Consider the following 13,666-nt stretch of genomic DNA (forward strand, 5'->3'; position numbering starts at 1 on the left):
CGCCCCCGCGGCCGCCGCCCCAGCGCCGGGCGCCCCCGGGCGGGATGATTCAGCACTTGACGGCCCGGGGCGCGGTGGTTCAGCGCCGGGCGGCCCGGACCGCGGTGGTTCGGCGCTTGGCGGCCCGGGGCGGGATGATTCGCCGCTTGGCGGCCCGGGGCGGGATGATTCAGCGCCTGGCAGCCCGGGACGGGGTGGTTCGGCGCCGGGCTGCCCGGGGCGCGGCGGTTCGGCGCTTGGCGCCCCGGGGCTGGGCGGTTCAGCGCTTGGTGGTTCGGGGTGGGTCGGCTTGCCGGGGGGTGATTTGGCTTGCCGGTCGTCGGCCGGTGGATCGGGCGATGCGGGGTCGGGCGATGCGGGGTCGGGTGTGGTCATGCCTCATCAGGTACCCACTCGCCGCGCGGGGTTAGCGGGGAAACGGTGCACCCATCGCCGCTGCCAGGGCGTTTCGACCGCCTTGTGGTGATAGTTCTTTCGCGTCCAGGTGACGGCGTCGGCGCGCGGCAGGCCGGAGAGGATCGCCAGGCAGGCGATGACGGTGCCGGTGCGGCCGACGCCGCCGCCGCAGGCGACCTCGACCCGCCGGCCCGTGCGGGCGCGTTCGTGGAGGGCGGTGATGAGGGCGGCGGCCCGTTCGGAGTCGCGGGGCAGGAGGAAGTCGGGCCACTCGATCCAGTCGTGGGGCCAGGTCAGGGCGGGGTCGTAGCGGCGGCGCATCCGGTTCGAGCCGAGGTAGAGGGCGTGCTCGGGCGGCGCGCCCGCCGGGGCGGGGCGCCGCAGGCCGCGGCCGCGGACCCAGGATCCGTCGGGCAGTTCGATCGCGTCCCGGAGGCGTTCGGTGCTCATGGCAGCCCATTCTGCCGGGACGGCCACAATCGCGGGACGGAGGACGGTGTGATCGGGCCGTGCCGGGAGGCGTGAGGCGGGTGGTTCGGGGGTAGCGTCGGCTGGGTGACGAGTGTTGATCTGCTCACCGATGCCTTCGGCCGTGTCCGGGAGGTGGTCCACGGGGCCGCCGGCGGGCTCACGGCGGAACAGCTCGCCTTCCGGGCCGACGGCGACGCCAACTCCATCGCGTGGCTCGTGTGGCATCTGAGCCGCGTCCAGGACGATCACATCGCGGACGCCGCCGGCACCTCCCAGGTGTGGACGGCGGACGGCTGGGAGCCGAGATTCGGTCTGCCGTTCGAGGCGTCCGAAACGGGCTATGGGCATTCGAGCGACGAGGTGGCGGCGGTGCGGGTCGCGTCGGCGGACCTGCTGACCGGCTACCACGACGCCGTCCACGACCGGACGGTCGAGTACGTGGGGACGCTGACCGGCGGCGATCTCGGCCGCGTCGTCGACGAGGCGTGGGATCCGCCGGTCACGCTGGCCGTGCGCCTGATCAGCGTGATCTCCGACGGGCTCCAGCACGGCGGCCAGGCGGCCTTCGTCCGCGGCCTGGTGCTGCGCTCCTGATCTTTCAGTGCGGGTCGGCCGTGCGGGCCCCGGAGCGTCTTTCGGCGGGCGGGTCGCTCACCGCGGCCTCCAGTGACGGGTGGATGGCCAGGCGCTGGTCGAGGTTGGTCACCTGGAGCACGCGGGCGACCCGGTCGGACACGGGGCCGGCCAGCGCCGCGCTGCCTCCGCGGCCCTCGGCGGCCAGGTAGAACTTCAGCAGCAGGCTGAGCCCGCTGGAGTCGAGGAACGCGAGCCGCGCGAGGTCGAACACCAGGTGCTCGCCATGTTCGCGGCGCCCCTCGCGGACCTCGCGCTCGGCCTGCTGGACGGTGGGTAGATCGAGATCCCCGTCCAGTGCCACGACGGTGTACCGGCCCAAGGCCCGGCATGTCACGGTGCATCCGGTCATCGGCCCGCCTCCCTCATCGCCGGGCCCCACGGGACGGGCCCGGATCCGCAGGGCCCGATTCTGCCCTGTCCGCGGCGCGCGATGGGATCCGGCGCGGGACGATCCGGAAGATCGCCGACCGAAATCCCGCCGGCGGGTCGCGGGAGCCCCCGAACCGGCCGCCTTGTGCGTCCGAACCGGCCGCCTTGTGCGTTGTCGACCTGTTGTATACATTACGCCTATGAGGAGCCCACAAGGTGCGCGAGAGAGTGCCCAGGACACCACGTACCGCTGGTTGAAGCGGCACATCGGGTCGTTGCCCAGGCACGAGGGGACGTTCCTGACCGAGGCGGAGGTGTGCGAGGCGACCGGGACGTCGCGGACGCCCGTGCGGGAGGCGCTGCTCCGGCTGGAGACCGAGGGCTTCCTGAAGATCATGCCGAAGAAGGGCGCGTTCGTGCCGCCGGTGTCGGACGCGGAGATCGAGGCGGTCATGCAGGCCCGCGAGCTGGTCGAGGACTGGTGCGTGCGGCGGGCGGCGCCGCTGGCGGAGGGCCTGGCGCCGGAGCTGGACGAGCTGGTGCGCGAGCAGGGCGGGCTCCTGGAGGACCCGGTCGCGTTCATCGAGTGCGACCGCGCGTTCCACCGGGCGATCGTCCGGACGGCGGGCAACGCGGTCCTGGCCGAGTTCTACGAGACGCTGCGCGACCGCCAGGTCCGGATGGGCCTGCGGGCCATCGCGGCGGAGGAGGACCGCGCCCGGGTGGTGCTGGCCGAGCACACCGCGATCGTCGACGCGCTCCGGTCGGGCGACCCGCTGCGGTCGGCGCGGGCGCTGGCGGCGCACCTCGGCGGGACGCTGGCGGTGCTGCGGCTGCCCGCGGTGGCGAACTGGGACGACCGGTGACGCGCGTCGCCCTCGTCCAGGTCGCGAGCCCCGGGACGGAGCCGCCCGCGGCGCGTCTGGAGCGGGTCGGGCGGATGGTGGCGGACGCCGCCGGCGCCGACCTGGTGATGCTGCCGGAGCTCTGGCTTCCCGGGTACTTCGCGTTCGACCGGTACGCCGAGCTGGCCGAGCCCCTGGACGGCGACACCGTGGCCGCCGGACGGGAGTGGGCCGCGAACCTGAACTGCTTCGTGCACCTGGGCAGCATCGTCGAGCGGACGCCCGAGGGCCGCCTGCACAACACCGCGGTGCTCATCGACCCGCGGGGGACCGTCGTCCACACGTACCGGAAGATCCACGTGTTCGGCTACCGGTCGCGGGAGGCGCAGCTGCTCACGCCGGGCGCGGACGTCGGCGTGGCCACCTCGCCGCTGGGGGCCATGGGCGCCACCACCTGCTACGACCTGCGCTTCCCCGAGCTCTGGCGGGACCTCCTGGACGCCGGGGCCGAGGCCGTGGCGGTGCCCGCCGCGTGGCCCGCGGCACGGCGCGGGCACTGGCGGCTGTTCACCACCGCGCGGGCGGTCGAGGAGCAGGTGCTGGTCGCCGCCTGCAACGCCGCCGGGACGCAGGACGGCACGGAGCTGGCGGGCGCGAGCCGGGTGGTCGACCCCTGGGGGACCGTCCTGGCCGAGGGCGGCACCGGCGAGGAGATCGTCTGGTGCGACGCCGATCCGGCCGTCGTGGCGAAGACACGCGAGGAGTTCCCCGTGCTGAGGGACCGGCGCCCATGAGGCTGCATCTGAACGGCGACGTCCTGGACTGCGCGCCCCGGCACCTGATCGTCGCGGGCTACACCGGACGGGACGAGAGGGCGACGCGCGCGCACATCGAGGAGCTGGCGGCGATCGGGGTGCCGGAGCCGCCGACCGTGCCCGCGTTCTACCGGCTCGACCCCGCGCTGCTGACCACGGAACCCGCAATCGCCGTGGACGGCGGGAACACCTCCGGCGAGGTCGAGCCCGTCCTGATCCGCCATCGGGGCCGCCACTACCTCGGCGTGGGCTCCGACCACACCGACCGCGACATCGAGCGCGCGGACGTCGGCGCCGCGAAGGCCGCCTGCCCCAAGCCCCTCGGCGACCGGGTCGTCGCGCTGCCCGACGACACGTCGTGGGACGCGATCCGCGTGGAGTCCAGCGTGGACGGGCGGCGCTACCAGTCCGGCCGCCTGTCGGCCCTGCGCACCCCCGCCGACCTGCTCGGACGGCTCGCGGGGGCCCTCGGCGACCTGGACGGCGACCTCGTCGTGTTCGCCGGGACGCTGCCGCTGCTGGACGGCGCGTTCGTCCCCGGCAGCCGCTGGCGGCTGGCCCTCACCGTCGACACCACCACCCTGACCTGCCACTACGAAACGAAGAGGAGGGCGTCGTGATGCGGACCGGAGACGAGTACCTGGCGACGCTGAAGGACTCCCGCGAGATCTACCTCGACGGCGAGCGCGTGCAGGACGTCGTGCACCACCCCGCGTTCGCGCCGATCGCGCGGACGATGGCGGAGCTGTTCGACCTCGCCGCCGACCCGTCCACCAGGATGGCCTACCGCTCCCCCGAGACCGGCGGCGAGGCGAACCTGGTGTTCTCCATCCCGCGCAGCCGCGAGGACCTGGCGGCGCGCAGGCGGGCGATCGAGACGTGGGCGCGGCACACGCACGGCTGGGTGGGCCGCAGCCCCGACCATGTCGGGTCGTTCATCGCGTCGTTCGCCTCGTCGCCGGAGTCGTTCGTCACCGAGGAGCGGGACCTGTCGTCCAGCGTGACCGGGTACCACCGGCGGGTGCTGGAGGAGAGCCTGTACGTGTCGTACGCGATCATCCCGCCGCAGGTGTCGCGGGCGGCGACCGCGCACGCGTGGGACGGGGAGTTCATCCAGGCCGGCGTCGCCGAGGAGCGCGCGGACGGGATCGTGGTGCGCGGCGCGCAGATGCTCGCCACCGGCGCCGCCGTCGCGGACGAGATCTTCATCTCCTGCATCAAGCCGCTCACCCCGGACGACCGGGACTTCGCCGTCGGCTTCACCGTCCCGGTCTCGGCGGACGGGCTGAAGCTGTACTGCCGCCGCGCGTACGCGACGGCCGGCAGCGGCTACGACTACCCGCTGTCCACCCGCTACGACGAGACCGACGCCCTGGTGGTGCTGGACGACGTGTTCGTGCCTTGGGAGCGCGTGTTCGTGAACCGGGACGTGGACGGGCTGCGCCGGCAGTTCTTCGGCACGGGCGCCCACGTCCTCGGCAACTGGCAGGCGCAGATCCGGTTCGTGGTGAAGCTCCGCTTCCTCGCGGGCCTCGCGGGCAAGGTCGCCGCCGTCAACGGCGTCGGCCGGATCCCCGGCGTCCAGGAGAAGCTGGGAGAGCTGGCGGGTCTCGCGTCGCTGGTCGAGTCCGCCGTCCTCGCCGCCGAGTACAAGGCCGCGCCGGACGGGAACGGGATGTGGCGGCCGGACGCGCGGGCCGTCTACGGGGCGATGGGACTGCAGGCCGAGCTGTACCCGCGCGTCCTGGCGATCCTGCGGGACCTCGCGGGCGGCGGCGTCCTCCAGCTTCCCGCCAGCGTCGCCGACCTGCACAATCCCGCGATCCGGGCCGACATCGACCGGTACGTCCACTCACCGGGGGTGGAGGCCGTGGAGCGGGTGAAGCTGTTCAAGCTCGTCTGGGACGCGGTCGGGTCGGAGTTCGCGGGCCGCCACCACCAGTACGAGATGTTCTACGCCGGGGCGCCGTTCGTCGCGAAGGGCTACGCCTACCGCAACTTCGGCTACGACGAGGCCATCGCCGACGTCGACGCCTTCCTCGCCGGCTACACCGACACCGACGCCCGCAGCACCGCCTGAACGGACACGACACCGATGGCCAAGCCCGAACACGAGTTCTTCGCCGCCGAGAAGGTGGGCTTCACGCCCTGCGCGGGGGACGTCCCGCAGCTGACCGAGCGGATCCTGGCCGCCGACGACGCGTCGGGCGTCGCCACCCGGATGCTGCGCTTCGAGCCGGGGACCGACACCACGCCCAACGGCGTGCAGGCGCACGACTTCTGGGAGGAGGTCTACATCCTCGAAGGGTCGATCACCGACCTGCGGCTGGGCGAGACCTTCACCGCCGGGATGTACGCCTGCCGCCCGCCCGGCATGGAGCACGGGCCCTGGCTCAGCGAGGAGGGCTGCCTCACCTTCGAGGTCCGCTACCGCCCATGAGAGGAAAGGCCACGCCATGTCCCCGCCCGCACCGCCCTCGGGCCCTGCCGTAGACCGTCCGGAAGGCGCCCCGTCCGCGATCGAACCGGACCCGGCCGCCATGCGCCGCGTGATGGGGCGCTTCGCCACCGGCGTCGCCGTCATCACCACGCTGGACGCGGACGGCGCCCCGCACGGCATGACCGTCAACTCGCTCACCTCGGTGTCGCTGGACCCGCCGCTGATCCTGGTCTGCTTCGGCGGCCGGGCGCGGACGGCCCGCGCGGTCGCCGCGTCCGGCAGGTTCGCCGTCTCGATCCTGGCCGCCCGCCAGGAGCCCATCGCCCGGCGGTTCGCCGGGCGCGGCGAGGACCACTTCGCCGGGCTGCCCCTCACCTACGGCGAGCACGACGTCCCGGTCGTCCCGGACGCACTCGCCCACCTCGAATGCGCCGTGGACCGCCGCGTCACCGCCGGCGACCACGACGTCGTCTTCGGCGCCGTGCGCCGCACCTGCGACCGGGACGGCCTGCCGCTGGCCTTCCTGGGCGGCCGGTTCGGCGACTTCACCGGCCGGGGCCACGAGCCCCTCGCCTGGTTCTTCTGAGCACAGTCCTGCTAAGCCCGGCCCTGCCCTGCGCGGCCCCCTGAGCGCAGTCCCCCTTTTCGAGCACGGTCCCGCTGCTCGCTTCACCCCCTCGGCCCTGCGATGGCCATCTGAGGAGTTCGCCATGCCCTCGATCCCCTTCCCGGTCCCCACCCCAGAACTCCTGGAGGTGCCGATGAGCGACGGGGCCGTCCTGTCGGTCCTGCGGTATCCGGCGTCGGGACGGCCTGCCCCGGCGGTCGTCGTCATCACGCCGTACCGCAAGGAGTCCCCCATGCACATGGAGCTGCTCCAGGTCCCCGTCCGCGAGGGCTACGAGGTGCTCATCGCCGACGTGCGCGGCATCGGCGGCTCGTCCGGCCCGTACGACGGCGTGCTGTCGCCGCGCGAGGTCGACGACGGCGTCGAGCTGCTCGAATGGGCCGCGGGGCAGGACTTCTGCGACGGCCGGACGGCCATGATCGGCGGCTCGTACTCGGGGCTGAACCAGCTGCTGATCGGCGCCCGGAGGCCGCGCGGGCTGCGCTGTATCGCGCCCTGGATCGCGCCCACCGACTTCTACCGTGACATGTGGAAGCGCGGCGGCATCCCCTCGCACACCGCCTGGGGAGCCCGCGTGTTCCTGTCGTGCCAGCGCGAGGAGACGCAGCGTCAGGGGCTGCGGCACTTCTACGGCGAGATCGTCGGGGAGCGGTTCGACACCGAGCTGTTCCACCGCAGCACGCCCGACCTGTCGGCGATCGAGGTTCCGGCGCTGTTCCTCGGCGGCTGGTACGACTACTTCCTGCGCGGCACGGTCCGCGGGTTCCAGGCGGCGACCTGCCCGAAGCGGCTGGTCGTCGGCCCGTGGAGCCACGAGCCCTTCCTGTCGGACGAGCAGCGCCGCGAGCTGGCCGCCTGGCTGAACCACTGGCTGCGCGGCGAGGGCCCCGACCCGACGACGCCTGGCGCCAATGTGTCACTGTCCTGCGTCGGGACGGACGATTGGGAGACCCGCGGCGACTGGCCCGCGACCGGCGACATCGCCTGGATCCGCTGGCGGCCCGTCGAGGACGCCCGGACGATCCCGATCGTCCCCGCCCTGACCTGCACTCCCCCGCCGCCGCCCTCCAACGTCGACCTCATGGTCGACTTGATCACCGACTCGGGGATGCGGCTGTGGGGCGAGACCGCGGCCTTCGACCTGCCACCGGCCGAGCGGCCCGCGCGGTTCCTGGGGCCGGTCGGGCTGACGGCCGTGCTGGAGGCCGAGGGCTGCTCCGACTTCGACCTGCACGCCCGGGTGTCGGTCGTCCGGCGGGACGGCCAGGCGCATCCGCTCACCGAAGGCCGCCTCCGCGCCTCCCACCGGGCCGTGGACACCGTCCGGAGCCTCCTCGGCCCGGACGGGGAGATCGTCGTCCCGTGGCACGCGCACGCCACGGGCGAGCCGGTGCCGTCCAGGACGCCGGTAACGCTGCACGTGGAGATCTATCCGGTGCACGTCCGCCTCGATGCGGGCGAGCGGCTCCGCGTCGGCCTCACCCTCGCCCGCGCAGACGAGTCGGCGGCACCCGCCCAGGCCACGCTGCTCCCCGGCACGACAGTCCTGCTGCCGGGCCGGACCACGCCCAACGAACTCACCGCCTCCCAAGGCGCGCCCTCCGCCCAAAGCACGGCCCCCACCTCCAGCGCGGCCACCACCCACAGCGCGGCCTCCGCCCAAGGCGCGACCTCTGTGCAGGGCGCGGCCCCCGCCCAAGGCGCGGCCACCACCCACAGCGCGGCCGCCGGCCAAGGCGCGACCTCTGTGCAGGGCGCGGCCTCCGCCCAGGGCGCGTGACCCCGTGCTGCGCATGGTCGGCGAGAGGCTGATCTGGTCGGTCCCGCTGCTGCTCGTGCTGTCGGCGCTGACGTTCGTCCTGGCGTGGCTGACGCCCGGCGACGCCGCCCGCGTCATCCTGGGGACCAACACCGACCCCGCCGCGTACCAGCAGGTCAGGTCGCAGCTCGGGCTCGACGAGCCGCTGTCGGCGCAGTACTGGGCGTGGCTGGCGGACGCGGCCCGCGGCGACCTCGGCCGCTCGCTGTTCACCGGCGAGCCGGTGTCGGCGATGCTGAACTCGCGGTTGGCCGTCAGCCTGTGCCTGCTCGCGGGCGCCGCCGTGGTGATCGCCGTGGTGGGCGTCGCGGTGGGCCTGGCGGGCGCGCTGCGCGGCGGCGCGGCCGCGCGGGTCCTGGACGGCGCGGCCGTCGTCGGGATGAGCATCCCGGCGCCGTGGCTCGGGCTGGTGCTGGTCGTCGTGCTGGCGGTCCGGGCGGGGCTGTTCCCCGTCACCGGCTATGTGCCGTTCGCGCAGTCACCGCCCGAGTGGGCGCGGTCGCTCGTCCTGCCCGCGGCGTGCCTGGCGGTCGGCGGCATCGCGATGATCGCCAAGCAGGTGCGGGGCGCCATGGTGGACGTGCTGGGACGGCAGTACGTCCGCGCGCTGCGGGCCAACGGGATCCCGGCCCGGTCCATCATCTTCCGGCACGCGGCGAAGAACGCGGCGCTGCCCGTCGTGAACGTGTTCGGCGTCGTGCTGATCGGCATGCTCGGCGGCTCGATCGTGGTCGAGCAGCTGTTCGCGCTGCCCGGCCTCGGCCAGCTCGCGGTGACGGCGACGGCGCAGCACGACCTGCCCGTCCTGCAAGGCGTGGTCCTGTACTTCACGGTCCTGGTCGTCGCGGTGAACCTGCTCGTCGACCTCGTCTCCGGCTGGCTCACCCCGAAGGGGGTGGCCCGATGACGCGCCGCCCCGCCGGGCTGCTGTGCGCCGGATGGCTCGCGCTGATCGTCCTGGCGTGCGCCCTGGCGGACTGGGTCGCCCCCTACGACCCGCAGGAGCAGGACCTGGGCGCCGTCTACAGCGGCCCCACCGGACGGCACTGGCTGGGCACCGACCAGCTCGGACGCGACATCCTCAGCCGCATCCTGCACGGCGGCCAGGTCAGCCTGCCCGTCGTCGCCGAGGCCCTGGCCGTCTACGTCGTCCTCGGCGTGCTGTTCGGCCTCGCGGCCGGGTACCGGCCGGGCCTCGCCGACCGGATGATCCTGCGGGTCTGCGACCTGCTGCTGTCGGTGCCGGCGGTCGTCATCCTGCTGGCCGTCCTGGCGATCTTCAGCCACAACGAGTCGGCGGCGATGCTGACGCTCGGGTTCCTGGCCTCGGGCGGCCTCGTCCGCGTGGTGCGGGCCGGGGCGCGCGACGTGCGGGACGAGCCGTTCGTGACGGCGGCGCGCGCGGCCGGGCTGACCACGCCGCAGATCCTGCGCAGGCACGTCCTGCCGCGGATCGCCGGGCCCGTGATCTCGCTGACCTCGCTGGTCGCCGGGTCGGCGCTGCTGGTGGAGACGTCCCTGGGCTACCTCGGCCTCGGCGTGCAGCCGCCGCGGCCGAGCTGGGGCGGGCTCATCGCCGAGGCGTCCCAGGCGATCTTCCGGCAGACGTGGATGCTCGTCCCGACGGGCGGCGTGATCGTCCTGACGGCGCTGGCACTGGGCGTGCTCGGCGACGTCGTCCGGGACGCCGCGTCCGACCGCACCACCGCCGGGGCGCTGTCGTGGCGGCGGATGCGCACCCGCGTCACCGCCCCCGACCAGGAGAAGGGCGTTGACGAAGAAGACGGCGACGACGTGCTGCTGTCGGTGCGCGACCTGTCCGTCCGGCTGGAGGGCCCCGGCGGGCCGACGCGGATCGTCGACGAGGTGAGCTTCCACGTGCGGCGCGGCGAAGCGGTCGGCCTGGTCGGCGAGTCGGGCTGCGGGAAGACCATGGCGGTCTCCGCGCTGCTGCGGCTGCTGCCCGCGGGCGGGACGGTGTCGGCCGCCGCACTGCGGTTCGACGGCCGGGACCTGCTCGCGATGAGCGAGCGGGAGATCGCCCGGATCCGGGGCCGCAGCATCGCCTACATCGCGCAGGAGCCCGTCGCCGGGCTCGATCCGCTGTTCACCGTCGGGGCGCAGGTCGCCGAGGCCGTCCGGCACCACACCGGGCTGGACCGGCGGGCCGCCCGGGCCCGCGCGGCCGAACTACTGGAGATGGTGCGGCTGCCGCGTCCGGCGACGGTCATGACCCGGTATCCGCACGAGCTGTCGGGCGGGATGGCGCAGCGGGTGTCGATCGCGCGGGCGCTGGCGGGCGAACCGGCCCTGCTCATCGCGGACGAGCCGACGACGGCCCTGGACGTCACCGTCCAGGCCGAGATCCTCGACCTGCTCCGCGAGCTGCGCGAACGCACCGGAATGGGGCTCGTGCTGGTCACCCACGACTGGGGTGTCGTCGCCGACGCCTGCGACCGGGCCGTGGTGATGTACGCCGGGCAGGTCGTCGAGCAGACCGGCGTCGACCGCGTCTTCACCGCCCCCCGGCACCCCTACACCGAGGCGCTGCTCGCCGCCGACCCGAGCGCCGGGACGCCGGGACGCCGCCTGCCCGTCCTCGCCGGGTCGGTACCGGCGGCGGGCCGGTGGCCGGACGGCTGCCGCTTCGCGCCGCGCTGCGGGTTCGCCGCGGGCGACTGCACGGCGGCGCCGGTGAAACTCGCGGCGGACGGCGACGGCACCGCCCACCGGTGCCTCCACCCGCGCCACACCACGACGGCCGGAGGCTGACGATGCCCGAGACCCCTTTGCTCGACCTGTCGGACGTGAGCGTCCGCTACCCGGGACGGCGGCGCCTGCGCTCGACGCCCGCCCTGTCGGAGGTGTCGCTGGACGTCCTGCCGGGCGAGACGGTCGGGCTCGTCGGCGAGTCCGGGTCCGGCAAGACCACGCTGGGCAAGGCCGTCCTCGGGCTCGTCCCGGTCGGCCAGGGCTCCATCCGGCTGGACGGCCGCGACATCACCGCCGCGTCCGGCCGGAAGCGCCGCGAGCTGAGCCGCCTGATCCAGGTCGTCTTCCAGAACCCGTACCTGTCGTTCAACCCCGGACGGACGATCGGGCAGACCGTCGCCGAGACCGTCACGGTGCTCCGCGGCATGAAGGCGCCGCAGGTCCGCGCCCGGGTCGCCGAGATGCTGGAGGCCGTCGGGCTGGACGGGACGGCGGCCGCCCGCTACCCGGCCCAGTTCTCCGGCGGGCAGCTCCAGCGGATCGCCATCGCCCGCGCGCTCATGCCCGCGCCGCGGCTGCTGATCTGCGACGAGGCGGTCAGCGCGCTGGACCTGTCGGTCCAGGCGCAGGTCCTGAACCTGCTCGCCGACCTGCGGGAACGCCACGGCCTGGCATACCTGTTCATCACCCACGACCTCGCGGTCGTCCGGCACATCGCCGACCGCGTCGTCGTGCTGCGCCAGGGCCGCGTCGTCGAGTCGGGCACCGCCGCCCAGGTCTGCGAGGCCCCGCGGCACCCCTACACGCAGGCGCTGCTGGCCGCCGCGCCGGTCGCCGACCCGGCCGAGCAGGCCCGCCGCAGGGAGATCCGCCGGAGGCTCCGGGCCGGCGGCGCCCCGGCACCCACCCCCGAGACCCACGCCGAAAGGGCCATGCCATGAACCCGACCCGCAGGATCCGGCCGCCCGCCATCGCCGTGCTGAGCTGCGCCGCGCTGGCGCTGACGGCCTGCTCGTCCTCGACCGGCGCCGCGTCCGGCGACACCACGCTGACCATCGCGCTCCCTGCGCCGCCCGAGAGCCTCAACCCGGGACAGAACGGCTCCGGCGGCCAGGGCATCATCCACTGGCTGACCTACGAGCCGCTGATCCGCGCCAACTCCAATGGCACGTTCAGCCCCGGGCTCGCCACGTCCTGGAAGTACGTCGGGACGGGCAACAAGCGGTTCGAGATGACGATCCGGGACGGCGTGAAGTTCGCCGACGGCACGCCGGTCGACCCCGCCGCCGTGGCCGCGACCCTGTCCTACTACCTCAAGAACCCCGGCTCGATGAGCCCGTTCCTCACCGGGATCCGCGGCGCCTCGGCCACCGGCGGCACCACCGTCCGGGTCGACCTGTCGTCCCCGAACCCGATGCTGCCCTACGTGTTCAGCCAGCTCGTCAACTGGGGGGACGTCATCAGCCCCGCCGGGCTGAGGAACCCGGCGCAGCTCACCACCAAGACATTCGGCGCCGGGCCCTACACACTGGACCCGGCGGCCACCATCGCCGGGGACCACTACACACTGGTGCGTAACCGCGGCTACTACAAGCCCTCCGAGCAGCGCTGGGACCGCGTCGTCGTCAAGGTGATCGGCGACCCGAACTCGGCCCTCCAGGCGCTGAACAGCGGGCAGATCGACGTCGACCTGAACGCCACCGCCACCCTGTCGTCCCAGGCCAGGGGGCATGGCGTGACCGTCCTGGCCGGAGATCCCGGCGTCCTGTCCCTGTACCTGATCGACCGCGCCGGCGCGACGTCCCCGCCGCTCGGGGACCGGCGCGTCCGCCAGGCGCTGAACCACGCGATCGACCGAGCCGCGATCGCGAAGGCGCTCGGCACCGGCTACACCCCGGCCGGGCAGATCGCCCCGCCCGGCACCGACGGCCACGACCCCGCGCTGGAGGCCGCCTACCCCTACGACCCGGCCAAGGCCAGGAAGCTGCTCGCCGACGCCGGCCATCCCGGCGGCTTCGAGGTGCAGCTCGTGGACCTGTCGATGTTCGGAATGAACGTCGTCTCGCAGGCCGTCGCGGCGCAGCTGGCCAAGGTCGGCGTCCGGGTCTCGCTCCACAACGTCGGCAACGACCTCAACAAGTACGTGGCGGAGCTGTCCTCGCACAAGTACGCGGTGACCACGTTCCGGCTGTCCTCACCGATGTTCGCCAGCGCCCTGTTCAACTTCACCGGCGCCGCGTCCCCGCTCAACCCCTACAAGAGCAGCGATCCGCAGATCACCAGGGCCTTCGCCGCCCTCGGCGCGGCCCCCGCCGCCCGCCAGGAGGCCGCGGCCCGCGCGCTCAACACGGCCGTGGTCGACCAGGCGTGGTTCGTCCCGATCTCGGTCATCCACAACTACGTCTTCGCGAAGGGGGTCTCCGGGCTCGGCTCCTACGGCTCCAACGGCGCGCTGGACGTCCTGTACTGGGCACCGAAGTCCAGCGCCCCCTGACCCGCGGCGCGCGCCCGGGCACGAGCCAGGTGCCCGGGCGC

Annotated in this window: 14 protein-coding genes; 12 read left to right on the plus strand and 2 right to left on the minus strand. The window is 73.9% G+C overall.

The window, feature by feature from the left end:
* Positions 1-381: 381 nt before the first annotated feature.
* Positions 382-846 carry a phosphatase domain-containing protein gene (locus E1298_RS17970; RefSeq protein WP_131894667.1) on the minus strand — a complete coding sequence of 155 codons (465 nt, stop codon included), beginning with the start codon at positions 844-846 and terminating at the stop codon, positions 382-384.
* 105 nt (positions 847-951) lie between these two features.
* Here E1298_RS17970 and E1298_RS17975 point away from each other — a divergent pair, with 105 nt between their 5' ends.
* Positions 952-1,461, plus strand: a complete 510-nt coding sequence (locus E1298_RS17975) for a mycothiol transferase (protein ID WP_207944697.1) — start codon at positions 952-954, stop codon at positions 1,459-1,461.
* A gap of 4 nt (positions 1,462-1,465) precedes the next feature.
* Here the strand turns inward: E1298_RS17975 and E1298_RS48175 are convergent, their stop codons facing one another.
* Positions 1,466-1,852 carry an STAS domain-containing protein gene (locus E1298_RS48175; RefSeq protein ID WP_165975521.1) on the minus strand — a complete coding sequence of 129 codons (387 nt, stop codon included), beginning with the start codon at positions 1,850-1,852 and terminating at the stop codon, positions 1,466-1,468.
* 220 nt (positions 1,853-2,072) lie between these two features.
* On the opposite strand from E1298_RS48175, the gene E1298_RS17985 reads away from it, so the two are divergent.
* From E1298_RS17985 to E1298_RS18035, 11 genes are all read left to right on the plus strand, one after another.
* Positions 2,073-2,738 carry a GntR family transcriptional regulator gene (locus E1298_RS17985; protein WP_131894670.1) on the plus strand — a complete coding sequence of 222 codons (666 nt, stop codon included), beginning with the start codon at positions 2,073-2,075 and terminating at the stop codon, positions 2,736-2,738.
* Complete coding sequence (locus tag E1298_RS17990) at positions 2,735-3,511, plus strand: nitrilase-related carbon-nitrogen hydrolase (RefSeq protein ID WP_131894672.1); 777 nt, start codon at positions 2,735-2,737, stop codon at positions 3,509-3,511. Before E1298_RS17985 ends, E1298_RS17990 begins: the two co-directional genes overlap by 4 nt.
* Positions 3,508-4,152, plus strand: a complete 645-nt coding sequence (locus tag E1298_RS17995; protein WP_131894674.1) for a DUF2848 family protein — start codon at positions 3,508-3,510, stop codon at positions 4,150-4,152. Before E1298_RS17990 ends, E1298_RS17995 begins: the two co-directional genes overlap by 4 nt.
* Complete coding sequence (locus E1298_RS18000; protein WP_131894714.1) at positions 4,152-5,612, plus strand: 4-hydroxyphenylacetate 3-hydroxylase family protein; 1,461 nt, start codon at positions 4,152-4,154, stop codon at positions 5,610-5,612. The genes E1298_RS17995 and E1298_RS18000 overlap by 1 nt, the downstream gene beginning before the upstream one ends.
* A gap of 15 nt (positions 5,613-5,627) precedes the next feature.
* Entirely contained in the window at positions 5,628-5,972 is a 345-nt protein-coding gene (locus tag E1298_RS18005; protein ID WP_131894676.1) for a cupin domain-containing protein, read from the plus strand.
* Positions 5,973-5,988: 16 nt separating this feature from the next.
* Positions 5,989-6,558 (plus strand): flavin reductase family protein, encoded by a 570-nt coding sequence (locus E1298_RS18010; protein WP_131894678.1) that lies wholly within the window; start codon positions 5,989-5,991, stop codon positions 6,556-6,558.
* A gap of 124 nt (positions 6,559-6,682) precedes the next feature.
* Complete coding sequence (locus E1298_RS18015; protein ID WP_207944698.1) at positions 6,683-8,380, plus strand: CocE/NonD family hydrolase; 1,698 nt, start codon at positions 6,683-6,685, stop codon at positions 8,378-8,380.
* A gap of 13 nt (positions 8,381-8,393) precedes the next feature.
* Entirely contained in the window at positions 8,394-9,326 is a 933-nt protein-coding gene (locus E1298_RS18020) for an ABC transporter permease (RefSeq protein ID WP_131894680.1), read from the plus strand.
* On the plus strand, positions 9,323-11,191 hold the full coding sequence (locus E1298_RS18025) for a dipeptide/oligopeptide/nickel ABC transporter permease/ATP-binding protein (RefSeq protein WP_131894682.1): 1,869 nt from the start codon (positions 9,323-9,325) through the stop codon (positions 11,189-11,191). The genes E1298_RS18020 and E1298_RS18025 overlap by 4 nt, the downstream gene beginning before the upstream one ends.
* A gap of 2 nt (positions 11,192-11,193) precedes the next feature.
* On the plus strand, positions 11,194-12,072 hold the full coding sequence (locus tag E1298_RS18030) for an ABC transporter ATP-binding protein (protein WP_131894684.1): 879 nt from the start codon (positions 11,194-11,196) through the stop codon (positions 12,070-12,072).
* Positions 12,069-13,625 (plus strand): ABC transporter substrate-binding protein, encoded by a 1,557-nt coding sequence (locus E1298_RS18035; RefSeq protein WP_131894686.1) that lies wholly within the window; start codon positions 12,069-12,071, stop codon positions 13,623-13,625. The genes E1298_RS18030 and E1298_RS18035 overlap by 4 nt, the downstream gene beginning before the upstream one ends.
* Positions 13,626-13,666: the final 41 nt, after the last annotated feature.

Source organism: Actinomadura rubrisoli, from assembly GCF_004349215.1.
Lineage (GTDB): Bacteria > Actinomycetota > Actinomycetes > Streptosporangiales > Streptosporangiaceae > Spirillospora > Spirillospora rubrisoli.